The organism is Albidovulum salinarum (genome assembly GCF_025673475.1).
GTDB classification, from domain to species: Bacteria; Pseudomonadota; Alphaproteobacteria; order Rhodobacterales; family Rhodobacteraceae; genus Albidovulum; species Albidovulum salinarum.
This window is the reverse complement of record NZ_JAOVQO010000001.1, coordinates 198,385-222,983: the sequence shown is the minus strand read 5'-3', so window position 1 is coordinate 222,983 and position 24,599 is coordinate 198,385. Positions and strand designations below refer to the sequence as shown.

Annotated in this window: 29 protein-coding genes; 12 read left to right on the top strand and 17 right to left on the bottom strand. The window is 66.0% G+C overall.

The window, feature by feature from the left end:
• Position 1 precedes the first annotated feature (1 nt).
• The 10 genes from OEZ60_RS01120 to iscR all read right to left on the bottom strand — a co-directional run bounded on the left by OEZ60_RS01120 (position 2) and on the right by iscR (position 7,617).
• On the bottom strand, positions 2-598 hold the full coding sequence (locus tag OEZ60_RS01120; RefSeq protein WP_263332364.1) for a Yip1 family protein: 597 nt from the start codon (positions 596-598) through the stop codon (positions 2-4).
• Positions 595-1,083, bottom strand: coding sequence for a YIP1 family protein (locus OEZ60_RS01115; RefSeq protein WP_263332362.1), 489 nt, complete (start codon positions 1,081-1,083; stop codon positions 595-597). The genes OEZ60_RS01120 and OEZ60_RS01115 overlap by 4 nt, the downstream gene beginning before the upstream one ends.
• On the bottom strand, positions 1,083-2,387 hold the full coding sequence (locus tag OEZ60_RS01110) for a SufB/SufD family protein (protein WP_263332358.1): 1,305 nt from the start codon (positions 2,385-2,387) through the stop codon (positions 1,083-1,085). Before OEZ60_RS01110 ends, OEZ60_RS01115 begins: the two co-directional genes overlap by 1 nt.
• Entirely contained in the window at positions 2,387-3,142 is a 756-nt protein-coding gene (gene sufC, locus OEZ60_RS01105; protein ID WP_263332356.1) for a Fe-S cluster assembly ATPase SufC, read from the bottom strand. The genes OEZ60_RS01110 and sufC overlap by 1 nt, the downstream gene beginning before the upstream one ends.
• Before the next feature lie 76 nt (positions 3,143-3,218).
• Positions 3,219-3,734: a hypothetical protein gene (locus OEZ60_RS01100; RefSeq protein ID WP_263332354.1), complete on the bottom strand. Its 516-nt coding sequence runs from the start codon at positions 3,732-3,734 to the stop codon at positions 3,219-3,221.
• Positions 3,735-3,941: 207 nt separating this feature from the next.
• Entirely contained in the window at positions 3,942-4,262 is a 321-nt protein-coding gene (locus OEZ60_RS01095) for a hypothetical protein (RefSeq protein ID WP_263332352.1), read from the bottom strand.
• Positions 4,259-4,435, bottom strand: coding sequence for a YbjQ family protein (locus OEZ60_RS01090; protein WP_263332350.1), 177 nt, complete (start codon positions 4,433-4,435; stop codon positions 4,259-4,261). Before OEZ60_RS01090 ends, OEZ60_RS01095 begins: the two co-directional genes overlap by 4 nt.
• A gap of 49 nt (positions 4,436-4,484) precedes the next feature.
• A complete protein-coding gene (sufB, locus tag OEZ60_RS01085) occupies positions 4,485-6,020 on the bottom strand; it encodes a Fe-S cluster assembly protein SufB (RefSeq protein WP_263332348.1) in 1,536 nt (511 codons plus the stop codon).
• Between the two features lie 41 nt (positions 6,021-6,061).
• A complete protein-coding gene (locus OEZ60_RS01080) occupies positions 6,062-7,162 on the bottom strand; it encodes a cysteine desulfurase family protein (RefSeq protein ID WP_263332346.1) in 1,101 nt (366 codons plus the stop codon).
• Positions 7,159-7,617 (bottom strand): Fe-S cluster assembly transcriptional regulator IscR, encoded by a 459-nt coding sequence (iscR, locus tag OEZ60_RS01075; RefSeq protein ID WP_263332343.1) that lies wholly within the window; start codon positions 7,615-7,617, stop codon positions 7,159-7,161. The genes OEZ60_RS01080 and iscR overlap by 4 nt, the downstream gene beginning before the upstream one ends.
• Before the next feature lie 172 nt (positions 7,618-7,789).
• Here iscR and OEZ60_RS01070 point away from each other — a divergent pair, with 172 nt between their 5' ends.
• The 8 genes from OEZ60_RS01070 (at position 7,790) to typA (ending at position 14,292) form a co-directional block, all read left to right on the top strand.
• The gene (locus OEZ60_RS01070; protein WP_263332341.1) at positions 7,790-8,449 is read left to right on the top strand and encodes an alpha/beta hydrolase; all 660 of its coding nucleotides are present in this window, start codon (positions 7,790-7,792) and stop codon (positions 8,447-8,449) included.
• Positions 8,450-8,453: 4 nt separating this feature from the next.
• A complete protein-coding gene (locus tag OEZ60_RS01065) occupies positions 8,454-8,684 on the top strand; it encodes a hypothetical protein (protein ID WP_263332339.1) in 231 nt (76 codons plus the stop codon).
• A complete protein-coding gene (locus OEZ60_RS01060) occupies positions 8,681-9,274 on the top strand; it encodes an HD domain-containing protein (protein ID WP_263332337.1) in 594 nt (197 codons plus the stop codon). The genes OEZ60_RS01065 and OEZ60_RS01060 overlap by 4 nt, the downstream gene beginning before the upstream one ends.
• A gap of 81 nt (positions 9,275-9,355) precedes the next feature.
• Complete coding sequence (locus OEZ60_RS01055) at positions 9,356-9,694, top strand: hypothetical protein (RefSeq protein WP_263332335.1); 339 nt, start codon at positions 9,356-9,358, stop codon at positions 9,692-9,694.
• A 55-nt stretch (positions 9,695-9,749) separates the two neighbouring features.
• On the top strand, positions 9,750-10,286 hold the full coding sequence (locus OEZ60_RS01050; protein ID WP_263332332.1) for a YcnI family protein: 537 nt from the start codon (positions 9,750-9,752) through the stop codon (positions 10,284-10,286).
• A 136-nt stretch (positions 10,287-10,422) separates the two neighbouring features.
• Positions 10,423-11,634 (top strand): NADP-dependent isocitrate dehydrogenase, encoded by a 1,212-nt coding sequence (locus tag OEZ60_RS01045; protein ID WP_263332330.1) that lies wholly within the window; start codon positions 10,423-10,425, stop codon positions 11,632-11,634.
• A 172-nt stretch (positions 11,635-11,806) separates the two neighbouring features.
• On the top strand, positions 11,807-12,409 hold the full coding sequence (locus OEZ60_RS01040) for a YitT family protein (protein WP_263332328.1): 603 nt from the start codon (positions 11,807-11,809) through the stop codon (positions 12,407-12,409).
• A gap of 65 nt (positions 12,410-12,474) precedes the next feature.
• The gene (gene typA, locus OEZ60_RS01035; protein ID WP_263332326.1) at positions 12,475-14,292 is read left to right on the top strand and encodes a translational GTPase TypA; all 1,818 of its coding nucleotides are present in this window, start codon (positions 12,475-12,477) and stop codon (positions 14,290-14,292) included.
• A gap of 159 nt (positions 14,293-14,451) precedes the next feature.
• Here the strand turns inward: typA and OEZ60_RS01030 are convergent, their stop codons facing one another.
• Positions 14,452-15,249, bottom strand: a complete 798-nt coding sequence (locus OEZ60_RS01030) for a helix-turn-helix domain-containing protein (RefSeq protein ID WP_263332324.1) — start codon at positions 15,247-15,249, stop codon at positions 14,452-14,454.
• A gap of 78 nt (positions 15,250-15,327) precedes the next feature.
• Here OEZ60_RS01030 and OEZ60_RS01025 point away from each other — a divergent pair, with 78 nt between their 5' ends.
• Positions 15,328-15,642 (top strand): hypothetical protein, encoded by a 315-nt coding sequence (locus OEZ60_RS01025; RefSeq protein ID WP_263332321.1) that lies wholly within the window; start codon positions 15,328-15,330, stop codon positions 15,640-15,642.
• 5 nt (positions 15,643-15,647) lie between these two features.
• On the opposite strand, the gene OEZ60_RS01020 is transcribed toward OEZ60_RS01025, so the two are convergent.
• Positions 15,648-16,067, bottom strand: coding sequence for an OsmC family protein (locus OEZ60_RS01020; protein ID WP_263332319.1), 420 nt, complete (start codon positions 16,065-16,067; stop codon positions 15,648-15,650).
• A gap of 167 nt (positions 16,068-16,234) precedes the next feature.
• On the opposite strand from OEZ60_RS01020, the gene queC reads away from it, so the two are divergent.
• Genes queC through queE form a run of 3 tightly spaced genes read left to right on the top strand, consistent with a single transcriptional unit; the run spans position 16,235 to position 18,002 of the window.
• Positions 16,235-16,933, top strand: a complete 699-nt coding sequence (queC, locus tag OEZ60_RS01015; RefSeq protein WP_263332317.1) for a 7-cyano-7-deazaguanine synthase QueC — start codon at positions 16,235-16,237, stop codon at positions 16,931-16,933.
• Positions 16,933-17,289, top strand: a complete 357-nt coding sequence (queD, locus tag OEZ60_RS01010; protein WP_263332315.1) for a 6-carboxytetrahydropterin synthase QueD — start codon at positions 16,933-16,935, stop codon at positions 17,287-17,289. Before queC ends, queD begins: the two co-directional genes overlap by 1 nt.
• Positions 17,286-18,002 carry a 7-carboxy-7-deazaguanine synthase QueE gene (gene queE / locus OEZ60_RS01005; protein WP_263332313.1) on the top strand — a complete coding sequence of 239 codons (717 nt, stop codon included), beginning with the start codon at positions 17,286-17,288 and terminating at the stop codon, positions 18,000-18,002. Before queD ends, queE begins: the two co-directional genes overlap by 4 nt.
• A 289-nt stretch (positions 18,003-18,291) precedes the next feature.
• Here the strand turns inward: queE and OEZ60_RS01000 are convergent, their stop codons facing one another.
• The 5 genes from OEZ60_RS01000 to OEZ60_RS00980 are packed head-to-tail and all read right to left on the bottom strand — an operon-like array spanning position 18,292 to position 24,599.
• Positions 18,292-19,146, bottom strand: a complete 855-nt coding sequence (locus OEZ60_RS01000) for a crotonase/enoyl-CoA hydratase family protein (RefSeq protein ID WP_263332311.1) — start codon at positions 19,144-19,146, stop codon at positions 18,292-18,294.
• A gap of 2 nt (positions 19,147-19,148) precedes the next feature.
• Positions 19,149-20,582 (bottom strand): aldehyde dehydrogenase family protein, encoded by a 1,434-nt coding sequence (locus OEZ60_RS00995; RefSeq protein WP_263332309.1) that lies wholly within the window; start codon positions 20,580-20,582, stop codon positions 19,149-19,151.
• Positions 20,583-20,597: 15 nt separating this feature from the next.
• Positions 20,598-22,208 (bottom strand): class I adenylate-forming enzyme family protein, encoded by a 1,611-nt coding sequence (locus OEZ60_RS00990; protein ID WP_263332307.1) that lies wholly within the window; start codon positions 22,206-22,208, stop codon positions 20,598-20,600.
• Positions 22,198-22,989 carry a crotonase/enoyl-CoA hydratase family protein gene (locus OEZ60_RS00985; RefSeq protein WP_263332305.1) on the bottom strand — a complete coding sequence of 264 codons (792 nt, stop codon included), beginning with the start codon at positions 22,987-22,989 and terminating at the stop codon, positions 22,198-22,200. Before OEZ60_RS00985 ends, OEZ60_RS00990 begins: the two co-directional genes overlap by 11 nt.
• Positions 22,986-24,599: a class I adenylate-forming enzyme family protein gene (locus OEZ60_RS00980; protein ID WP_263332303.1), complete on the bottom strand. Its 1,614-nt coding sequence runs from the start codon at positions 24,597-24,599 to the stop codon at positions 22,986-22,988. Before OEZ60_RS00980 ends, OEZ60_RS00985 begins: the two co-directional genes overlap by 4 nt.

Sequence of the window (24,599 nt, the reverse complement as noted above, 5' to 3'; positions counted from 1 at the left end):
GTCAGACCTTCTCGATCGGAGGGAGGACGCCCAGCATCGCGAGCAGGACGGCAAGAACGGCGACAATGACGAAGAAGCTCGCCACCATCCCGACGAAGACCTTGGCGAGATCGCGAAAGCCGTGCAGCGCGGCGGTGAAATGCGCCAGAAGCCAGAGGAACATCCCCAGCGCCGCGAAGGCGATGAGCGTGGCGAGCGGCGGTGCTACGAACATCACGAGCATCTGCACGGCCTGCGCCAAGGTCAGCAGGAACTCGAGCCAGACGACCAGCAGCAGCGCATCCGCGAAGACGCCCTGCCCGCCGAAGATGCGACCGACGAACGCCATCGCCCCGGCGATGATCACCAGCGACAGGATCTGGAACGCCACCCCGAGCCAGGGGTCGGCGAGAACGGCGAAGACCGCGGCCTGCTGGTCGGAGGGCATGAAGAGAAGCGCGATCCGGGTCTCCAGAAGCGCCACCACCGCAACCAGCAGGAGCCCGAGCCAGCGCGCCTCCATCGGCAGGTCGAAATCGATCAGCCGCCGCGCGGCCTCGCGTGGACGGCGCAGCGTGTGCGCCACCAGGTCGACGATAACGGGGCCGATCGCCGTCATGACTTCGCTCCGCTTTCCGAGACGGCCAGCCCGCTCAACCAGAACCACAGGAAGACCACGAAAACGATCCCGCCCACCACGCCGGCCTGCAGCCCCGGCCCGATGAAGCCCGCGACCATGCCCTGCAGCAGCATCAGCGGCGACACCGCGAGAAGCGCCCAGAAGAGCGCGATCCGGGCGCCGAAGTAATCCCCGCTGCCGCCGAACATGCGCGCCACGAGATGACCGAGCGCCGCGACCAGGTAGAAGGCCGGCAAGAGCGCCATGACCGCGAGGAAGGACGCCACCATCCTCTGGACGAGCGGCACTTCCGGCGCGAAATGCGCGGCCCGGCTGAGACCGGGCCACTGCGCGATGTAGATCACGACGAGCGCCGCGATCAGATATGCGAGCGCACGGGCCTCGTGGCGCTCACCGGCCAGAAGCCGGCGCATCACCCTGCGCGGCCCCCGGTAGGTGGCGACGATGTCGTCGGTGACGGCCATCACTTCTTCCGGCGCTGGAGCCAGGCTTCGAGCCGCTCGACGATCTCGGCGGCGAGCGTCTCGTCCTCGATCTCCGCGATCGCGTCGGCAAGGAAGGACAGGACCAGAAGTGCCGTCGCATCCTGCTTCCCGACCCCGCGCGAGCGCAGATAGAACAGCGCCGTCTCGTCGATCGCGCCGGTCGTGGACCCGTGCGAGCATTTCACGTCGTCGGCATAGATCTCCAGTTCCGGCTTGGCGAGGAACTGGCTGTCGTCGTCGAGAAGCAGCGACTGGCTGATCTGGTAGCCGTCGGTCTTCTGCGCGCCGGGCTTGACGAGGATCTTGCCCTGGAAGACGCCGACCGCGCCGTTCTTCAGCACCTTCTTGAACACCTGCCGGCTTTCGCAGCGTTCGGCGTCATGGGTGACGAAGATCGTGTCGTCGTGATGGAACCGGCCGTAGCTGCCATCGCCGAGGGCCGCACCCGCGACATGGGCCACGGCATCGTCTCCGGTGATCTCGATCACGCATTCGTTGCGCGTCATCTGGCCGTTGACGGTGAGCGTGAAGCTCTTGAACGAGGCTTCGTCGGCAACGCGGGCGAAGATATGCGTGATCGCCCGTCGCTCGTGGTCACGGCCCTGGGCGCGGACATGGTGGAACCGGCCGCCCGCGGCGACATCGACCTCCATCACCTTGTTGAACCGCGCCGCCGCCGGCCCGGTTTCGAGGAGCGTCAGCTCCGCCCCCGGCTCGATCTTCACGCAGTGATGAAGGATCGCGTCGGAAGCCTCTGATTCGTGGCGGTAAACGAGGTGCACCGGTTTTGCGGCCTGCGCCGTCGCCCGGATCAGGACACCATCGGTCGCCGCCGCGGTGTTGAGCGCCGCGAAGGGCCGGACGACCGGCGACTGGCCCTTCGCCTCGAGCGCGCCGTAAAGCTCCTGCGCCCAGTGGATATCGGAGGCGCCGGCCTCCGCCAGCCGCGCGATCTCCACGCCCGCTAGCACCGGATCGTCGGAGACCTCGGCGTCAAAGACGCCGTCGACGAATACCAGCTTCACGCAATCGACACCGCCGAAAAGCTGCGACTCCTTCGGATCGAACAGCGCGGCCTTCGCCGCCTCGGTCGCGTTCAACACGGCCGGATCGGTGAATTTCCAGTACTCGTCCCGCCGCCCCGGCAGGCCCATCTCTCTCAGCCGCGCCAGCGCGTTGGCGCGGGCATGGGCGGTGAATCCGCCTTTCGGCAAGTCGAGCGCGGCGAGCCGCGCCTCGGTCGCGGCCACGCGCGCCTCATCCTTCCGCATAGGGGACGCCATCAGGCCAGCTCCGCCAGGATGTCGGCATAGCCGTTCTTCTCGACCTCGAGTGCAAGCTCGGGCCCGCCGGTCTTCACGATCCGCCCGGCCGCCATGATGTGGACCACGTCGGGCTGGATATGGTCGAGAAGCCGCTGGTAATGGGTGATGACAAGGAAGGCCCTTCCTTCGTCGCGCAGCGCGTTGACCCCGTCGGAGACGAGTTTCATAGCATCGACGTCAAGCCCGGAGTCGGTCTCGTCGAGGATGCACATGCGCGGCTCCAGAACCGCCATCTGCAGGATCTCGTTGCGCTTCTTCTCACCGCCCGAGAAACCGACGTTCACCGGGCGCTTCAGCATGTCGGCGTCGATCTTCAGCGCCTTGGCCTTCTCGCGCACGAGCTTGAGGAACTCCGCCGCGCTGACCTCGTCTTCCCCGCGCGCCTTGCGCTGGGAATTGAGCGCGGTCCGGAGGAAGGTCATGTTGCCGACGCCCGGGATCTCCACCGGGTACTGGAAGGCGAGGAAAAGACCGGCCGCGGCGCGCTCCTCCGGCTCCATCTCTAGGAGATCCTCGCCGTCGAGCGTCGCGCTGCCGCCGGTCACCTCGTAGCCATCCCGGCCCGAGAGCACGTAGGACAGCGTCGACTTGCCGGACCCGTTCGGCCCCATGATCGCATGGACCTTGCCGGCCTCGACGGTCAGATCGACACCCTTGAGGATCTGCTTGTCCTCTTCCTCGAGCTTGACCTGCAGGTTCTTGATATTCAGCATCTTTTCCTCTTTCAAACGGCAAAGGCGGCCCGCGGGCGCGAGGCCCGGGCCGCAAGGGTTTCGGATGGGTGTCGGTTCAGCCGGTGGGCGTGAGTCGGTAGTCCTTGCCCTGCTCGGCCAGCGATGCGGCGTATTCCGGCGAGAAGATCTGCGACCAGACCTCCGGCGCGTTCGCGGCGACCGCAATCTCGCCGTAGTGCATCAGCAAGCACCCGGCCAGAAGCGCCATGATGCGGGGCCGGGTCGAGAGGGGAAGGAAGAGGAAGAAAAGCGCCGCCAGCACGAAGGCGAAGAGCGCCATGCCGCGCTCGCCGAGATCGTAGAAGGCCGGCGGCAATCCCTCGGTCTTCGCCAGGTGGAAATAGGAGACCCGCCCGGCCAGAACTGCCGTCATGCCGCACAGAAAGGCAATCGAGATCAAGACGGTGCCGCTGAAGCTCCGCTGCGGCTGCTTGGCGAGACGCGCGGCGATCTTGTTGTAGTGACGCTGCGTGTGATGCCCGATCACGTCCGCATGTTCGAACTGGCAGCCGCGGTTGATCCGGTTGAGCCGTTCCGCGAACGCGGCCTTCTGGTCGATCACCGCGTTCATCTCTCGCCTCCGCACTGCACAGCTTCAAGAGCCACGCTGGGGAGGAGATGCGGCCGAATTCGGGTTCAGAACGTGGGTTTTTCGCGGCAAGACCGCCATCAATCCGCCGCAATGCGCCGCCGGCGCGCGGTTCGGTCGCGTTTTCCATTGCTGGCGCGGCGTTTCCACCGCCTGCGGGTCGGATCAAGGCGCGCATCGGTTTCGGTCCTAGACCCCGCCCAGAACCATCGCTGCGGCAACACGCCGCACGAAGGCTGCCATGCCGTCGGGGCCGGACGCCCGGTCCTTGAGGTGGATCGAGATGTCGGGCCGGATTGCCGCGATGATCCCGATGAGGTCGCCGCGAATCCCGTCGTCGAGTCCCGCGCCCATGATCACACAGGAGATCTCCGGCTCGGTCTCGAGTTGGCGCACGACCTCGCCGTGATCATGCGCGCCGAGCCAGCGGATCGGCATGTCTTCGAGTTCATCCGCCAGATGGCCGACGATTCCGGGAAGTTTTCCAACAAGAAGAACGACAGGTTTCATTTCGGTATCCCCGCGGTTCGTGATGCCGAGATCATCGGCATGCCGTTGATTGCCTCGTCGTCGAGACGGGCGCCGGTAGTCGCGTTGACTCCGAAGAACGCCTCGCCGGCGGCCGTGCCATGATACACGGCGATGGAGCGCCATTCGATCGAAGGCATGGTCGTGGCAATCATCGCAACGCGTCCCGTCGAACTGGCCGGCAATCCTCGAAGCGAATCCGGATCACCCCACGCTCCCTTCCAGCGAGATCGCGACGAGGCTCTGCGCCTCCATCGCGAATTCCATCGGCAGCGCCTGCAACACCTCGCGACAGAAGCCGTTGACGACGAGCGCCACCGCCTCCTCCTCGTCCATGCCGCGCGAGCGGCAGTAGAAGAGCTGGTCGTCATCGACCTTCGAGGTCGTCGCCTCGTGCTCGACGCGGGACGAGTTGTTCTTCACCTCGATGTAGGGAACCGTGTGCGCCCCGCACTTGTCGCCGATCAGAAGCGAGTCGCACTGCGTGTAGTTGCGCGAGTTCTTCGCCTTCGGGTGCATCGAGACGAGCCCGCGATAGGTGTTCTGCGCCTTGCCGGCGGAAATCCCTTTGGAAACAATGCGCGACCGAGAGTTCTTGCCAAGATGGATCATCTTGGTGCCGGTATCCGCCTGCTGCATGTTGTTGGCGATGGCGATCGAATAGAACTCGCCCTGGCTGTCGTCGCCCCTGAGGATGCAGGAGGGATACTTCCAGGTGATCGCCGATCCGGTTTCGACCTGCGTCCACATCACCTTCGCCCGGTCGCCCCGGCAATCGGCGCGCTTGGTGACGAAGTTGTAGATACCGCCCCGGCCTTCCTCGTCGCCGGGGAACCAGTTCTGCACCGTCGAATACTTCACCTCGGCATCTTCGAGGATGACGATCTCGACCACCGCCGCATGAAGCTGCGCGGTGTCGCGCTTCGGCGCGGTGCAGCCTTCGAGGTAGCTCACATAGCTCCCCCTGTCGGCAATGATCAGCGTCCGCTCGAACTGGCCGGTGTTCTCGGCATTGATGCGGAAATAGGTCGACAGTTCCATCGGGCAGCGGGTGTTCGGCGGGATGTAGACGAAGGAGCCGTCCGAGAAGACCGCCGAGTTCAGCGTCGCGAAGAAGTTGTCGGATTGCGGCACGACGCTGCCGAGGTACTTCTTGACCAGCTCCGGATGCTCCCGGATCGCCTCCGAGATCGAGCAGAAGATCACGCCCGCCTTCTTCAGCTCGTCCTTGAAGGTGGTGCCGAGCGAGACCGAGTCGAAGACCGCGTCGACGGCCACCTTGCGGGCCTCTGCCGGCGCTTCGTCGGCGCCTTCGACCCCGGCGAGGATCATCTGCTCTTTCAGCGGAATCCCCAGCTTCTCATAGGTGGCGAGCAGCTTCGGATCGACCTCGTCGAGCGATTTCGGTTTCTCGGCCATGCTCTTCGGCTTGGCGTAGTAGTACTGCGACTGGTAGTCGATCTCGGGATAGTGGAGCATCGCCCAGCGGGGCTCCTCCATCTCCTGCCAGCGCCGGAACGCGGCGAGGCGCCACTCGGTCATCCATTCCGGCTCTTCGTTCTTCGCCGAGATCAGCCGCACGATGTCTTCGTTCACGCCGATCGGCGCGAATTCCATCTCGATCTCGGTTTCCCAGCCGTACTTGTAGGCGCCCATGTTCTGGACCGTCTCGACCGTCTCGCGGTCGACGCCTTCACGCACTTCCAATTCGGCCTCAACCCGATCCTGATCCAATGCCATCGCCTTTTCTTTCGTCCTGTCCATAACTTGCCAGCGCCCCCTCACGCCGCCCTTGCGCGGAAGCGCGCGTGTGCCGCGGCCCAGACCTCGGTGAAACGGTCCACATCCTCGGGCCGCGTCTCGGGCCCGAGCGAGACGCGGAGCCCCGAAGCCGCCGCCACGTCGTCATATCCCATCGCCGTCAGGACCCGGCTCGCCTTGACCTTGCCGCTCGAACAGGCCGAGCCGGCCGAGACCGCGAACCCGGCAAGGTCCATCTGCATCACCTGGGTCTCACCCTTCCAGCCGGGTGTCACGAAACACGCGGTGTTGGGTAGCCGCGCTCCGTCCCGTCCGACAAAGATAGTCTTCGGCGCCGCATCGGCAATGCGGGCTTCCATCCGGTCGCGCAACGCGGCGACAGCCTGCCAGCGCCCCGCATCGAGGTCACGCATCGCCGCCTCAACCGCGGCTCCGAAGCCCGCGATCCCGGCCACGTTCTCGGTGCCCGAGCGCCGCCCCAGCTCCTGCCCTCCACCAAGGCTGAGCGGCTCTATGTCGAGCCCCTCGCGGACGATCAGCGCGCCCACGCCCTTCGGCCCTCCGAGCTTGTGCGCCGAAAGCACCGCCAACGAAGCTTCCGACCAGGCGAAGGCCCAGGGGATGCGGCCCACCACCTGCGTCACATCAAGCAGCAGGCTCGAACAGCGTCTTGCGCCATAGGGAAAGAAACCGTCCGCATCGCGTTGGGGCGGCTCAGTGATCGCTCCGGTCTCGGAGTTGGCAAGCCCCATGGCAAGCACATTCGCCCCGCTTTCCGCATGCGTGAGATCGAAGTGCGACCAGAGAGCGTCATGCGCGATGTCGTCGACGCAGACCGCACCGTGCGGAAACACCTGCCGCAGAATACCGGCCGCCTCTGTCGCGCCGGAGGTGAAGACCACTTCCCTCGGCTTGGCCCCGACCGCTACCGCCACCTGCTCCCGGGCACGCTCCACCACCGCTTTCGCCGCCCGCCCTTCGGCATGCACCGAGGATGGGTTGCCCACGACGTCGAGCGCAGCCACCAGGGCCTCCCTCGCCTCGGGCCTGAGCGGCGCCGAAGCGTTCCAGTCCAGATAGACGCGTCCGGTCACCGAACCCTCACTCTGAAAACCGCTCATTCGTCCACCACCTGGAACAATGCCGGCACCGCCGGGCAGGGTTTCAGCGTGTTGCCGATCACGTCGGAAAGCCGGGTCTGGTGCAGGAACACATAGACATGCGCCGAGAGTCCCTCCCAGAGGCGGTTTGTCATCGACTGCGCGCGGCTGCCCGACACCCCGCCCGAAGCGCCCGCGCCGGTATGGAGCGCGCTCACCGTCTCGTCCACCGCTTCGAGAACCTCGCTGACGCGGATGTCGGCAGGATCGCGCGCCAGCTTGTAGCCGCCCCCCGGGCCGCGCACCGATTCGACCAGGCCCGCGCGCCGCAGCTTTACGAAGAGCTGTTCGAGATAGGGCAGCGAGATGTCCTGACGCTGCGCGATCTCGGCGAGCGAGGTGAGCTGATCCTCCCGCACCGTCGCAAGGTCGGCAAGCGCCACCATCGCATAGCGTCCCTTGGTTGAGAGTTTCATCGTGCGAGCTCCGCAAAGAGATTGACGACAGGCGGAAGGCCGCTTAACTCCATTCCACCCGGTCACCGGCATCCGCCGGTATTTAGAACAGTTCTAGGGTGCCTGAGCAAAATCGTCAAGAATGGCTTGCCCAGAATTGACGCGACGGGCCCCCGCAGAGAGAAGACAGGCGATGCCAGAAGTCATTTTCGCCGGCCCGGAAGGCCGCCTCGAGGGACGCTACCATCCGCAGAAACAGCCCGACGCGCCGATAGCGATCATCCTGCATCCGCATCCCCAGTTCGGCGGCACGATGAATAACCGCGTCGTGCATCGTCTGCACTACGCGTTCTACGAGCTTGGCTTCACCGTCCTGCGCTTCAACTTCCGCGGCGTCGGCCGCAGCCAGGGCGAGTACGACCAGGGCATCGGCGAGCTTTCCGACGCGGCCTCGGCGCTCGACTATCTGCAGGCGATGAACCCCAATTCCAAGCATTGCTGGGTCGCGGGTTTCTCGTTCGGCGCCTGGATCGGCATGCAGCTTCTCATGCGCCGGCCCGAGATCACCGGGTTCATCAGCGTGTCGCCGCCGGCCAACATGTACGACTTCTCGTTCCTCGCGCCCTGCCCCTCCTCGGGCCTGATCATCAACGGTACTGCCGACCGGGTGGCGCCGCCGAAGGATACCGCCGCGCTCGTGTCCAAGCTCCGCGAGCAGAAGGGCATCACCATCACCCACGAGCAGATCGAGGGCGCAGGGCATTTCTTCGAGAACGAGGAAGAGCAGATGGCGCCGATGATCTCGACCGTGCAGGCCTATGTCCGCCGACGGCTCGGCGAGCAGACGCGGTAAGCCGATGCATACGACGGAAGAGCTCGGGATTGCGCTTGCCGCAGACGTGCTCGCGGCGGTCGAGGAGACCGGCGACGAAGCGCTGGTGACCGAGGTCAACAAGATCGTCGAAGCCGCCTCCTCGGCCTTGCAGGAGGCCTATATGGCCGCGATCCGGGCACAGCGCGCCGACGCCAAGGCGCGCCTGTTCCTCGAGGCGCGGCTCAGGAAGGCGCTGGCGGCACGAAAGGGATGAGTGCCCGGCTCGATGCCCAGTTCGCCTTCCTGATGGAGGCGGACAAGCTCAAGCAGGTGATCCGCGCCACAACGCTTGCCGACGGCTCGCGACGCGAGAACTCGGGCGAACACAGCTGGCATCTGGCACTGTATGCTCTTGTGCTCGCCGATCACGCCGGTCCCGGCGTGACCATCGACCGGGTGGTGAAGATGCTGCTCCTGCACGATCTGGTGGAGATCGACGTGGGCGACGTGCCGATCCATTCCGCGAATGGCGAGGCGCATGGCTCGGCCGAAGTGGCCGCGGCCGAGGCCCGCGCCGCCGACCGGATCTTCGGCCTGCTGCCGGCCGACCTCGGCACCGAGCTCCGCGCGCTCTGGGAAGAGTTCGAGGCGGCGGTCACGCCCGATGCGATCTTCGCCAAGTCGCTCGACCGGGTGCAGCCGGTCCTGCACAACCTCGCCTCGGGCGGCGGCAGCTGGACCGAATACGAGGTGACTTTCGAACAGCTTGAAGCCCGTGTCGGCGCCAAGGTCGCGCGCGGCGCGCCGTCGATCTGGACCTATGTTCGGGCGCGGCTTCAGGCCTTCTTCCCCGATCTGTCGTAGCTGCCTGCGACAGAAAGGCGCTGGACATTCCCGGGCGTTTGGCGTGAGTGGCATGCAATAGAGCAGCCCGGAAAAACCTCCTTGTTTCATCGTCTTGTCCGCATTCTTCTGCTTGTCGGACTTGCCACCGGGCCGCTTGCGGCCGGGCGGATGGCGGTGGATCTCGCGCGCACGGCGCTCGTGCCGTCGCCGGTTGCCGCCATCGGCGAGGTCTGTGGCGACGGCCCCTCGGGAACCGGCACCCATGCGCATTGCGACTATTGCCAGATCGCGACGCCCGGCATGCTCACGGCGCCCGCAATTCCCCTTCGGCAGGCGCGCCGCCGGATCACCCCGACCCGCCGCGCGACCGCACGGCGCCTCGTCAGCCCTCGACGCTGGCACCGTCCCCCGTCGAACGCACCGCCACGGCATACCTGACGACATCCATCCCGCGCCACGGCGCGACCCAAAACTCAAGACATCAGGTACAGACATGAACGTCACCCGCATCACCGCGGCGGCCCTCGCGCTCGCCGCCCTCATCCCCGGCTCCGCCGCGCTCGCCCATGCCAGCTTCGAGACACCTGAGGCCGCGGCCGGCACCACCTACAAGGCCGTGCTGCGCATCCCGCATGGCTGCGAGGGCCAGGCGACCGAGAAGGTCCATGTCCGGCTTCCGGAGGGCGTCTTCTCGGTCAAGCCGATGCCCAAGGCCGGCTGGGGGCTGGAGACCGTCAAGGCGAGCCATGCCAAGACCTACATGAATCATGGCAAGCCGGTGAGCGAGGGCGTCACCGAGATCACCTGGACGGGCGTGCTGCCCGACGAGTGGTTCGACGAGTTCAGCTTCCGCGGCACGATCGACCCCGAGCTGGACCCCGGCACGACACTCTATTTCGTCGTCACCCAGACCTGTGCCGACGGCGAAGTCTCGTGGTCGGAGCTGCCCGACCCCGCCAATCCCGAAGCGAAGCTCGACCATCCGGCCGTCGGGCTGACGATTTCGGCCCCCGAGCACAAGGGGCACTGACCCGCCAGGCCGGGCAGCCCCTGCCCGGCCATCAGATTTCTTTCAAATTTCGGTATACCACCGCATACCATCTTTCCAGACCCCGTGATTTCCGCTATGTCACCGGCAACGAGTCAGTCCTCAAGCGGAGAAGAGAATGTCGAAGATCAAGGTTGAAAACCCCGTCGTCGAACTCGACGGCGACGAGATGACCCGGATCATCTGGGACTTCATCAAGAAAAAGCTGATCCTGCCCTATCTCGACATCGATCTGAAATACTACGATCTCGGCATCGAGGAGCGCGACCGCACCGACGACCAGATCACCATCGATGCCGCGAATGCGATCAAGCAGCATGGCGTCGGCGTGAAATGCGCGACGATCACGCCGGACGAGCAGCGCGTCGAGGAATTCGGGCTGAAGCAGATGTGGAGGAGCCCGAACGGCACGATCCGCAACATCCTTGGCGGCGTGATCTTCCGCGAACCGATCATCTGCCAGAACGTGCCCCGCCTCGTGCCGGGCTGGACCCAGCCGATCGTCGTCGGCCGCCATGCCTTCGGCGACCAGTACCGCGCCACCGACTTCCGCTTTCCCGGCAAGGGCAAGCTGACGATCAAGTTCGTCGGCGACGACGGCGAGGTCATCGAGAAGGAAGTCTTCGACGCCCCCGGCGCCGGCGTGACGATGGCGATGTACAACCTCGACCAGTCGATCATCGACTTCGCGCGGGCCTCGATGAACTACGGTCTCGTCAAGGGCTGGCCGGTGTATCTGTCCACCAAGAACACCATCCTCAAGGCCTATGACGGCCGTTTCAAGGATCTCTTCCAGAAGGTCTTCGACGAGGAATTCGCCGACAAGTTCAAGGCCGCCGGCATCACCTACGAGCATCGCCTGATCGACGACATGGTGGCCTCGGCGCTGAAATGGTCGGGCGGCTATGTCTGGGCCTGCAAGAACTACGACGGCGACGTGCAGTCGGACACCGTGGCGCAGGGCTTCGGTTCGCTCGGCCTCATGACCTCGGTGCTGATGACGCCGGACGGAAAGACCGTTGAAGCCGAGGCGGCGCATGGCACGGTGACGCGGCACTACCGCCAGCACCAGGCCGGCAAGGAGACCTCGACGAACTCGATCGCCTCGATCTACGCCTGGACCGGGGGCCTCAAGCACCGCGCCAAGCTCGACGGCAACGCGGCGCTGCAGAAATTCGCCGAGACGCTGGAGAAGGTGACGGTGCAGACGGTGGAGGACGGGTTCATGACCAAGGACCTCGCGCTCCTGGTCGGGCCGGACCAGAAGTGGCTCACCACGATGGGCTATCTCGAGAAGGTCGACGAATACCTGAACAAGGCGCTGGCCTGAAGGGTTTCGCCCCGGATGAAATCCGGGGCGATCCGGGGGGGGGCGCTGCCCCCCGCGCCCCCCGGGGTATTTTGGCAATGAAGAAGACGGGCGCGGGCGTCCGGACCGTCGGGTCAGCCCTGCGACACCGTGAGCACTGGACCGACCGCGCGCGCGGACGCATTCCGGGGCAATGACCGACTCCACGCATCACAGCGCGATCGACGACGCCCAGGGCATCCTCTTCGGGGCCGGCATGGCGGCGTTCGGGATCACGATCCTGACCCATCTCGGCCTTGTCACCGGCCAGACCGCGGGGTTGGCGGTGCTGATCTCCTATGCGACGGGCTGGGGGTTCGGACCGGTCTTCTTCGCGATCAACCTGCCGTTCTACTGGCTCGGCTACCGTCGCATGGGCGGGCGCTTCGTCGTCAAGACCTTCGTCGCGGTGGCGCTGATGTCGGGGCTCGCCATGGTCCTGCCGCGCTGGCTGAGTTTCGCCGCCCTCGACCCGGTGCTCGGCGCGGTCCTCTTCGGCGCGATCTCCGGCGCGGCGCTCCTGGCGCTCTTCCGGCATGGCGCGAGCCTCGGCGGCGTCGGCATCGTCGCGCTCTATCTCCAGGACCGGACCGGGTTCCGTGCCGGCTGGACCCAGCTTGCCTTCGACGTCTGCGTCTTCGCCGCCGCGCTGACGCTCCGGGACGCGGGAACCGTCGCGATCTCGGCGCTCGGGGCGCTGGTGGTGAACCTCGTGATCGCCGTCAATCACCGTCGCGACCGCTACATCGCGGCTTGATTGGCACTGGCCATCGGGCCGGTTTTCCTCTATCGGGGCGCCAACCTCAGGAATTGGCGGACCCCATGGACCTTCGCAACATCGCGATCATCGCACACGTTGACCACGGCAAGACCACGCTCGTGGACGAGCTTCTCAAGCAATCCGGCGCCTTCCGGGAGAACCAGCAGGTCTCCGAAAGGGCGATGGATTCCAACGATATCGAGCGCGAACGCGGCATCACCATCCTCGCCAAATGCACCTCGGTCGAACATGGCGGCACCCGGATCAACATCGTCGACACGCCCGGCCACGCCGATTTCGGCGGCGAGGTCGAGCGGATCCTCAACATGGTCGACGGCGTGGTGCTTCTGGTCGACGCCGCCGAAGGGCCGATGCCGCAGACGAAGTTCGTGACCTCGAAGGCGCTGGCGCTGGGGCTTCGCCCGATCGTGGTGCTGAACAAGGTCGACAAGCCCGATGCTGAGCCCGACCGGGCGTTGAACGAGGTCTTCGACCTCTTCGCCAACCTCGGCGCCGACGACGCGCAACTCGACTTCCCGCATCTCTATGCCTCGGGCCGCGCCGGCTGGGCGGACGCGGAATTGGACGGGCCGCGCAAGGATCTGTCCGCGCTCTTCGATCTCATCGTGAAACATGTCCCCGCGCCGCGCCAGATCGCCGACGCTGAAAAGCCGTTCCGGATGCTCGCGACGACGCTTTCCGCCGATCCGTTCATCGGCCGCATCCTCACTGGCCGGGTGGAATCCGGCACGCTCAAGGTCGGCGACCAGGTCAAGGCGCTCAGCCGCAAGGGCGAGCGGATCGAGCAGTTCCGCGTGACCAAGATCCTTGCCTTCCGCGGTCTCGCCCAGACCCCGATCGATGCGGCGCAGGCGGGCGACATCGTCACCGTCGCCGGCATGACCAAGGCCACCGTCGCCGACACGCTCTGCGATCCGGCGATCGACGTGCCGCTGCCCGCGCAGCCGATCGACCCGCCGACGATCTCGGTCACCTTCGGCATCAATGACAGCCCCTTGGCCGGCAAGGACGGCAACAAGGTCCAGTCGCGGGTGATCCGCGAGCGGCTGATGAAGGAGGCCGAGTCCAACGTCGCGATCAAGATCGAGGACACGCCGGGCGGCGAGGCCTTCATCGTCTCGGGTCGTGGCGAACTCCAGATGGGCGTTCTCATCGAGAACATGCGCCGCGAGGGCTTCGAGCTCTCGATCTCGCGCCCGCGCGTGATCTTCCGCGAGGAGAACGGCGTGCGGATGGAGCCGATCGAGGAGGTCATCGTCGATGTCGACGACGAGTACTCCGGCGTCGTGATCGAGAAGCTCACCGGACAGCGCAAGGGCGATCTCGTCGAGATGAAGCCCGCCGGCGTCGGCAAGACCCGGATCGTCGCTCATGTGCCCTCGCGCGGGCTCATCGGCTATCACGGCCAGTTCCTGACCGACACCCGCGGCACCGGCGTTCTCAACCGCATCTTCCACGGCTGGGCGCCGCACAAGGGCGCGATCGAAGGCCGCCGCGTGGGCGTGCTGATTTCCATGGAGAACGGCGTTTCGGTCGCCTATGCGCTCTGGAACCTCGAGGAGCGCGGCAAGCTCTTCATCGGTGCGCAGGAGCAGGTCTACGAGGGCATGATCATCGGCGAGCACAGCCGCGATAACGACCTCGAGGTGAACCCCCTGAAGGGCAAGAAGCTGACCAATATCCGTGCCTCGGGCACGGACGAGGCGGTGCGTCTGACGCCGCCGGTGCGGATGAGCCTCGAAGAGGCCATCGCCTATGTCGAGGACGACGAGCTCGTCGAGGTCACGCCGAAGATCGTGCGGCTGAGGAAACGCTTCCTCGACCCGCACGAGCGCAAGCGCCAGGCCAAGGCCGGCTGAGGCATCCCTCCTGAAGCGGTACCGCACGGCTGTAGCGTCGTGCGGTTTCACCTGATTTTCTGATCGCGCATGTGCCTTCCGGGCCAGATCCCTCCAGGCGGCCGGTATGACCCTCCTCGCGACGGGTTCGGCGCGAGGAGGATGCTGGCGCAATGAGCGCTAATCCGATCTCGCGCGAAACTTCCCCGGCGGCACGCCAAGCCTGCTGCGGCAGTCAAAGGCGAAGCTCGACGGGCTCGCGTAGCCGAGATCGAGCGCCACTTCTGTCACGCTCGCGCCCTTCTCCAGCCGCTCGAGCGCATTCGCAAGAAGCAGGTTCGTGCGCCACTGCGTGTAGGTCATGCCGGTTTCGGCCCGAAAGAGCCGTGCGAGCGTGCGCGGGCTCGCGCCAGCGGCCTTCGCCAGATCCTCGATGCTTTCGTTTGCCTCGGGTGCCGCGATCACCCGCTCCATCGCCCGCGCGAGCCGCGGCTCCTTCGAGACCGGCAGCGGCAGCGGCGCGAACTCCATCGCGGCCAGTTCGTCGAGCATCACCCGCGCGAGCCGCGCTTCCGGCCCTTCGGGCGGATAGGCGTTGCCGTAGTCCACGGTCCGCGACAGGAGGGCGTCGAGCAGCGGGCTGACCTTGACGGTGCCCGCGCGGGCAGGCAGCAGTCCGGCATGGGCCGGCTCGACGAAGAGGATGCGGGCCATGACCGAACCGTGCGAATAGACCTCGTGATGCATGCCGGGCGGGATCCAGATCGCGAGGCCCGCAGGCACGAGCCAGGTCCCCTCGCCCGTAAGCACCCAGTAAGCGCCGCTCCTGGGCTGGATGATATGGCCGCGCGCAGGGGCATGGGCGGCCGCGCGGTGCGCCCCCTCGGCGCGCCAGCCGTAGGACAGGACCGGCCGCACCGCATCGACGAGGTCGCCGAAATCGGGAAGGTCCAGGTCTGGCAGTTTCTCGACGCTCATTGGCACGGTCCGGATACCGCGCCGCTCGCGGTCGGCGCAGGATGCCCCTGAACGGATTTACGGGATGGAGCCGACCAGATGACCACGGGCACCGGTCGATCTGTGCATGTCGTGACGCTGGAGTGCAAGGACGCCGAGAACGCGGCCCGTTGCCTCGGCGCCCTCGCCGCCTATGGCAGGCCCGATGCCGAAGCGTTCGGCTGCGTCTCCTACGACTTCGGCCTGAAGGAGGGAACGGAGGACACGGTCCATCTCGTCGAACGCTGGAACGGCTGGGACGATCTCGACGCGCTTCTCGCCGAGAAGGTCGTCCCCGCGCTGCCGCTCTACAACGAGATGCTCCGTCGGCCGTTCGATCCGGCGACGGATACCATGCGGATCCGCCTGACGTGACGCCATCAATCCGTGGTGTCGATCACCTCGAAATCATGCGTGAGCTCCGCGGTCTTGGCCATCATCGCCGAGGCCGAGCAGTATTTCTCCACCGAGAGCTCGATCGCCCGTTCGACCTTCTTCGGGTCGAGCCCCCGGCCCTTGACGATGAAATGCATGTGGATGCGGGTGAAGACCTTCGGTTCGGTCTCGGCCCGGTCGGCTTCGAGCTCGACCACGCAATCCTCGACCCGCTGGCGGCCCTTCTCGAGGATCGAGACCACGTCATAGGCCGAACAGCCGCCGGTGCCGATCAGCACCAGCTCCATCGGGCTCGGCCCCGGCTTGGCGCCCTCACCGTGCGCTGTGCCGAAGGCGATCTTGTGACCGGTCGTCACCTCGCCGACGAAGGTGCGGGCCTCGGCCCATTTCACGCGCGCTTTCATGTCGTCTCCCATACGGAATCGGCGGCATCATGCGTCGCCTCCGGCGCACCTGCAAGGGCAGCGACCGGCTTCCCTTCGGACCCGACACCTGCTAGGAAGCCGCCGCTCCGGGGCGAACCCGGGGCACCGGTCGCAGCCTACCCGGTTCGCTAAAACAAGGGTCCGAAATGAAGACTGTCGTCATCTGCTCTGGCGGGCTCGATTCCGTATCGCTCGCCCACATGGTCGCGGCCGAGCACGAGCTCGTCCGCCTCGTCTCCTTCGATTACGGCCAAAGGCACCGGAAGGAGCTCGACTTCGCCGCGAAATGCGCCGCCAGGCTTGGCGTACCTCACGACCTCATCGACATGCGCGCGATCGGCGCACATCTCTCCGGCTCGGCGCTGACCGATGATGTCGACGTGCCCGACGGGCACTACGCCGAGGAGACGATGCGGATCACCGTGGTGCCGAACCGCAACGCGATCATGCTCGCCATCGCCTTTGGCATCGCCGCCGCCCAGAAGGCCGATGCGGTGGCGACCGCCGTCCATGGTGGCGATCACTTCATCTATCCCGACTGCCGCCCCGGCTTCGTCTCAGCGTTCGAGGAAATGCAGCGCCACGCGCTCGACGGCTATGCCGCGGTGCGCCTCTTCACACCCTTCGTGCATCTGCCGAAATCGGCGATCGTCACGGCGGGCGCGAAGCATGGCACGCCATTTGCCGAAACCTGGTCCTGCTACAAGGGGGCCGAGACCCATTGCGGCCGCTGCGGCACCTGTGTCGAGCGGCGCGAGGCCTTCCATCTCGCCGGCGTCGCGGACCCCACGATCTACGCAGATTCCGATTTCTGGAAAGTCGCAGTCGCGGCGGCGGGGCGCTGATGTACAGGATCACCAAGGAATTCGCCTTCTCGGCCTCGCACCAGCTGAAGCACCTGCCCGGGGACCATCCCTGCGCGCGGCTTCATGGCCACAATTATGTCGTCGAGGTCGAGCTTGCCGCCGCCGAGCTGGATGCGAACGGCTTCGTGCGCGACTACCGCGAGCTCGCGCCCCTGAAGGCGCATATCGACGAGACCCTCGACCACCGCCATCTCAACGATGTCTTCGGCGACGACCGCGTGACTTCGGAGCACATCGCGCGCGCGCTGTTCGACTGGGCCCGCGCGCGCTGGCCGGAAGTCAGCGCGGTAAGGGTCAGCGAAACCCCGAAGACCTGGGCCGAGTACCGGCCGTGACGTTGCGCATCGCAGAGATCTTCGGCCCGACCATCCAGGGCGAAGGCGCGCTGATCGGTGCGCCAACGGTCTTCGTCCGCGCCGGCGGCTGCGATTACCGCTGTGCCTGGTGCGACAGCCTCCATGCGGTCGAGAGCCGGTTTCGGAATGAATGGGCGCCGATGACGGCGGCGGAGGTCTGGGCGCGGGTGACGGCACTTTCCGGCGGCCGGCCGCTCACGGTCTCGCTCTCGGGCGGTAATCCGGCAATCCAGGATTTCGCGCCGCTGATCGCGATGGGAAAGGCCGAAGGCTACCGCTTCGCGCTGGAGACGCAGGGCTCGGTCGCCCAGGATTGGTTCGCCGCGCTCGACATGCTGATCCTCAGCCCCAAGCCGCCCTCGTCCGGCGAGGTGGTGGACTGGGTGCGGTTCGATGCCTGCGTGACGGCCGCGGACACGGCCGCGGCGGTGATGAAGATCGTGATCTTCGACGAGGCCGACTATCTCTGGGCCCGCGAGGCGGCGGAGCGCCACCCCGACCTGCCGCTCTATCTCCAGCCCGGCAACCATACCCCGCCCCCGCCCGAGGAGGAGGATGCAACCATCGACATGGACGGGGTTCTTGCGCGCATGGAGTGGCTGGTGGAGCGGACGCTGGCCGACGGATGGTTCCGCCCGCGCATCCTGCCACAGCTGCATGTGCTGATCTGGGGTAACAAGCGCGGCGTCTGATCCCGGCAACGCGCCGACCGCCACCAAGGGCGCCACAAAAATCTTCAAAGATTTTCCCTATTGTCCACGAGAAAAAGCAAGTGTTATGCCCCCCCGGACAACAGCTTCGCGGTCCTTCGGACTTTCACTGCGGTTGGCGGACGGCCGATTGTGGCGCACCTTGGATATTCAATTCGGCAAGACGGCGGTTAGCGGGCCGTCACCGCACTGATCGCATTAAGGACCGATTCCAAGTGCTCAGATTACCCGCCTCTCAGCTAAGAACGAGCAAAACGCTCTTTGGAAAAGCTCAGCGGCTTGCGTCAAACGGCTCGTTCGCGGTCCAGTCGTAGGTGCCCTCGTCACGCTCCCGGACCGCCTGCTTCCAGCCGACCTCCTCGACGCGCGCCTTGAAGGTCAGCCCCTCGGGCGAGTGACGGCTGATGCCATCGAAGACCGTCGCCAGCCGCTGGGTCTGGGTGATCGTGGCCTCCATCGCCTGGTTGATCACCAACTTCTGCATGGCCAGCTGGTTGATCGGCACCGTCGCCATGCGGGCGGCGAGTGCCTCGACCTCCGAATCCAGCCGGTCGTCAGGCACGGATTTCAGCACCAGCCCCATCTCGGCCGCCTCGGGCCCCGCAATCCTGTCGCCGGTGAACATCATCCGCTTGGCCTTCTCAGGCCCGAGCCGGTAGACCCACATCGCGGTCGTCGGACAACCCCAGACACGGGTCGGCATGTAGCCGATCTCGGCGGTGTCGCCCATGATCGTGATGTCGGCGCAGAGCGCGATGTCGGAGCCGCCCGCGACGGCGAACCCATGCACCTTGCAGATCACCGGCTTCATCGCCCGGAAAAGCGACATGAACGCCTGCGTGTTGGCCCACATGAACTGGTAGTCCTGCATCGGGTCCCAGGGCATCTCCTGCACCACCTTGTTCGGCCCCTTTCCTTGCGCGTAGTGGGCAAGGTCGTAGCCCGCGCAGAACACCTTGCCGGCGCCGGACAGCACCATCACATGGACGCCCCGGTCGGCATCGGCGCGGGCCACCGCATCGGCCAGTTCGCGCGGCAGGTCATCGTCGATGGCGTTCAATACGTCGGGGCGGTTTAATGTGATCCGCCCGATCCGGCCGTCGCGGTCGAAAAGAACCTTCGCCATGCCTACTCCCAGTCGCTGACGGCCTTGACCTCGAGGAATTCCTCGAGCCCCCAGACCCCGCCTTCGCGGCCGTTTCCGGACTGCTTCATGCCGCCGAAGGGCGAGCCGGCGCCGCCAAGCTTTCCGTTCATCTCGACCATGCCCGAACGCAGCTGCCGCGCCACCCGACGCGCGCGCGCCTTGTCGGCGGTCTGAATGTAGTTCGTGAGGCCGTAGGGCGTGCCGTTGGCCAGTCGGATGGCTTCTTCCTCGCTGTCGAAGGGGGTGATCGACAGGACCGGCCCGAAGATCTCCTCGTGCCAGATGGTCATCTCGGGGGTGACATCGGCAAACACCGTAGGCCGCACGAAATGGCCCCGTTTGAGCCCGTCGGGGCGGCCCATGCCGCCGGCCACGAGCGTTGCGCCCTCGTCGATGCCTTTCTTGATCAAGTATTGGATCTTGTTGAACTGCGTCTCCGACACGACCGGCCCGATCTGGCGCCCCTCGATCTCGGCCGGTCCGACCTCGGTCTTCTCGGCGACCGTCTGGGCGGTCGCCACCGCCTGATCGTAGAGCGGCCGCTCGACCAGCATCCGGGTCGGCGCGTTGCAGGACTGGCCGGAATTGTTGAAGCAGTGCCGGACGCCGCGCATGACCGCCTTGTCGTCGGCATCGGCGAAGATGATGTTGGCACCCTTGCCGCCAAGTTCGAGGCTGACCCGCTTAACGGTGTCGGCAGCCGCCTTGGTGATTGCCACGCCCGCGCGGGTGGAGCCGGTGAAGCTGACCACGTCAATGTCCGGGTGGGCGGAAAGCAGGCTGCCCACCCCGGCGCCGTCACCGTTCACGAGGTTGAAGACGCCGGGAGGGAAGCCTGCGGCGTCGATCATCTCGGCCAGAAGCATCGCGGAAAGCGGCGACAGCTCGGAGGGTTTCAGCACCATCGTGCAGCCCACCGCGAGCGCCGGGGCGACCTTCAGCATCACCTGGTTCATCGGCCAGTTCCAGGGTGTGATCAGCGCGCAGACGCCGATCGGCTCATGCAGGATCACGTCGCCGGGCGCGTGGTCACCGAGGCTGCGCTCGAACTCGAACGCCTTCAGCGCGCGGATCGTCGTTTTCAGATGCCCGGCCCCCGCGCCGACCTGCGCTGTGCGGGCAAGCGTGACCGGCGCGCCCATCTCTGCGCTGATCGCCTGCGCCGTCTCCTCGGCGCGGGTCTTGTAGGCTTCCATCAGCCGTTCCATCGCCGCGACGCGGGCCTCTCTCGACGTTGCGGCCCAGACTGGGAACGCGGCCTTGGCTGCGGCGACCGCAGCATCGGTATCGGCTTGCCCACCAAGCGAGATCGTCGCGATCACCTCCTCGGTCGAGGGGTTGCGGACCGGCATGTCGCGGCCGTCGCGCGGCGCGACCCATTTGCCGTTGATGTAGAAGTTGCGGGCATCCTGCATTGGCTGCCTCCTCGGTCAGAGTTCGGGGTAATCGCCCGCGACGAACCGGTCGCGGAGCACGAATTTCTGGATCTTGCCCGAGCCGGTCAGCGGGAACGCGTCGACCTGGCACCAGACATTGGGCGTCTTCTGCGGCGACATCTCGGCCCGGCAGTGGGCGTGCAGCGCCGCCTTGTCCAATGGGCCGCCCGTGGAACGGATGAAGGCACCGATCACCTCGCCCCATTTCGGATCGGGCAGGCCGACGACGGCGACCTCGGCCACCTGCGGGTGATTGAGCAGCACGTTCTCGATCTCGGCCGGGAAATGGTTCTCGCCGCCCCTGATGATCATGTCCTTCACGCGGCCGGTTACGGTGACATAGCCGCGCGCATCCATCCGCCCGAGATCGCCAGTATGGAGCCAACCCATCGCATCGACAGTTGCGGCGGTTGCCTGCGGGTTGGCGTGGTATTCGAGCATGACGCAAGGGCCCCGCGCGCAAATCTCGCCGACCTCGCCTACCGGCAGGACGCGATTGTCCTCGACCCGGCGGATCGAGACCTCAGTCTGCGGCAGGGGCTGGCCGGTGGTTCCGCAGATATCCTCGATCGTGTCGTCGATATGGTGCTGGGTGATGACCGGGCAGTGCTCGGTCTGGCCGTAGAGCGTGGAGAAGCCGCTGCCGAAGGTCTTTTGCACCCGCCGCACCAACTCCGGCGCCACCATTGAACCGCCGCAGCTGACGAGTTTCAGGCTGGAGAGGTCGCGCGGCCGTTCCTCTTGCGCATCGAGAAGCGCTACGATCATCGTGGGCACGCCAAGAATGATGTCGGCGCGGGTCCGGGCGATCTGGTCGAGCACGACGTCCGGATCGAAGCGGCTGACCAGCACCATGCGGCAGCCCGCCTGAAGGCAGCCAAGCGTGACCATGCCGCAGCCGGAGGTGTGGAACATCGGCATGATATTGACCCAGGCGGTGTCCTCGGTGACCCCGCAGCGCGTCGCATAAAAGCGCGCGTTGTTGACGAGGCCACGGTGGCTCAGCACCGCGCCCTTCGGAAAACCGGTGGTCCCGGATGTGTACTGGATCATCGCCGCATCGCCCGGCGCGACCTTCGGCAGATGCGCGGGCCGCTGGCCATGAGCGAAGAGCGCGTCGCTCTCCATGTCGGTCACTTCGCGGATCGCCGGGAGGCTGGCCGCCACCTCGGCCCCGATCCGCGCCAACGGATTGCCGCGGAACGCCGCGACCAGGAGGAGCCCGACCGCACCCGATTGTTCCAGCACATAGGCCAGTTCCTTCGCTTGAAGCGCGGGATTTGCGGTCACCAGCACCAGCCCGGCAAGGGCAGCGGCCAGCTCGACCAGCACCCATTCGGGAATGTTCGGCGACCAGACTACCACCCGTTCCCCCGGCGCGAAGCGGGTGGAGAGCGCCGTGGCCAGCCGCTCGGCCTCGGTCAGAAGCTCTCCGTAGGTCCAGCGCCGTCCCGTGGTGCCGTCCTGCCGCACCTCGAGCAGTGCTTTGGCCTTGGGCCGCGCTTGGGCGACTTTACGCAGGAGGTTCCCGATGGTGACCTCGCGCGTTGCCATGTCGGTCTGCGCAGGAACGTGGGGAGTGGTCAGGGTCAGGTCATACGTCACTGAAATCGCCCCCACGCCCCTTGCCGCCGGCGAAACGGGCTGCCCCCTCGACCCCCTTTCCGACTTCGGCCTTGCTGCCCCGCCATTCCTGCCTAAGCGCCTCACGTTCGCTCAGCCCGTGCTGGGCCAGCGTCGAGCGGCGGTCGGCGCGCATGCAGCTTTGCGGGAAGCGGGTGATCTCATGGGCCAGCGCCTCGGCCCGGGCGCGCGCCTCGCCCTCGGGCACCACGTATTCGCAAAGCCCGATCCGCAACGCCTCGTCCGCATCCACGCGGCGTCCGGTCAGGATCAGGTCCATCGCCCGACCCTCACCCACCAGGCGCGGCAGACGGACGGTGCCGCCGTCGATCAGGGGAATGCCCCAGCGGCGGCAATAGACGCCCATGTAGGCGGTTTCCTCCATCACCCGGATGTCGGCCCAGAGCGCGAGTTCCATCCCCCCCGCCACGGCCGGCCCGGCGATGGCGGCGATCACCGGCTTCGACAGGTCGAGCCGGCTTGGCCCCATCGCCGCCATGGGCGGCTCACCTTCGTCGGGGAAGTCGAACGCGTCGAGCACCTCGGCCCCGGCAAGAGATGCGGCATGTATCAGGTCCCAGCCTGAACAGAACGCCCCGCCCTCGCCCCAGAAGACGGCAACACTCGCGGTGTCGTCGGCGTCGAAGTCGCGGAAAGCGTCGTAGAGCGCGGTCGCGCTGGCCGGGTCCATCGCCCCCCGCGCCTCGGGTCGGAAGTGGATCACCGTCCAGACAGGGCCGTCCTTTTCAATCCGTACCGTCATTCAAGAAGCTCCCCGTAGTTTCCTGCGAGGAACTTTTCCAGAATGGCAAATTTCTGCACCTTTCCTGACCCGGTCAGCGGGAAATCCTGAACTCGGACCCAGATTGACGGGGTTTTCTGGGCGGACAAATGCGCCCGGCAATGGCTGCGTAGGCCGGCCATGTCGGGTGGTGCCTCGGACAGGATGAATGCCGCGATCACCTCGCCCCACTTCTCGTCCGGCAGGCCCACGACAGCCGCCTGGATGACTTCGGGGTGTGTCACCAACACCGCCTCTATCTCGGCTGGGAAGTGGTTTTCGCCGCCGCGGATGATCATGTCCTTTACCCTGCCCGTGACCCGGACAAAGCCCTGTGCATCCATCGTGCCCAGATCGCCCGTGTGCAGCCAGCCTTCCGCGTCGATGGCCGCGGCAGTGGCCTCCGGATTGTCGTTGTAGCCGATCATCACCGCGTAGGAGCGCGCGCAGATCTCGCCCACTTCTCCGATCGGCATCACTCGGTTGTCTTTGGTGGACCGGATCGAGACCTCGGTCCGCGGCAGCGGCTGACCCGCCGTTTCGACGATCTGTTCAAGTGTCGCCCCGACCGGGTTTAGGCAGATCATCGGGCTATGTTCGGTCTGACCAAAAGCGGAAAGCAAGTGGCAGCCCAGACGATCCCGCACGCGTCGCACCAGATCTGGCGGGACAGGGGCTCCGCCGGTGGTAATTACCTTCAGTGAGGACATGTCGCGAGGCTTTCGTCCCAACGTCTCCAGGAGGTTGAAGAGCATGGTCGGCACCGCAAAGCAGGTGGTGACCCCCTGCTCCTCGATCAGTCGTGCGAAGACGTCGGCGTCAAATCGCTGGATAAGCAACATCCTGCACGCGGCTTGAAGGCACCCGAGCGCCCCTGTCGCGCAGCCCGCCGTGTGAAAGAGCGGCATGAAGTTCGCCCAGACGGAATGCGGACCGACCTGCGCTCGGTTGCAAAAAAGTCGGGCGTTGTTCACAAGGTTCTTGTGGCTCAGCACCGCGCCCTTGGGAAAGCCGGTCGTGCCGCTGGTATACTGGATCTGCGCCGCGTCACCGGGGCGCACATCCGGCAGGTTCGCGGCGCGGGGCCCTCCCGAATGAAGGACGTGTTCGTCCTCCAGATCGACGACCTCGCGAATACGGGCATTGCCGCGGGTGGCGTCCTGAGCGATCTCAGCCATTGGGTTGCCGCGGAATTCACGCACCATAAACAAGCCGACTGCGCCGGATTGTTCCAGCACATAGGCCAGTTCACGCGCCTGGAAGGACTGATTGGCAGTGACCAGAACCAGGCCCGCCAGCCCACAGGCATATTCCATTAAGATCCACTCAGGGATGTTCGGCGCCCAGACCACAACCCGCTCGCCCGGTGCGTACCGGGTGGATAGGTCTTGCGCCAGCCGCTCCGCCCCGGTCAGAAGCTCGGCATAGGTCCAGCGCCGTCCCGTGGTGCCGTCCTGCCGCACCTCGACCAGAGCCTCGGCCTGCCCGTGCCTGGCCGCTACGTCGCGCAGGAGGCCGCCAATGCTTATGTCGAGGATCTCGGCATCGGTGGTCGCGGGGAAATGGGCCAGTTTCAGATTGATATCATGCAT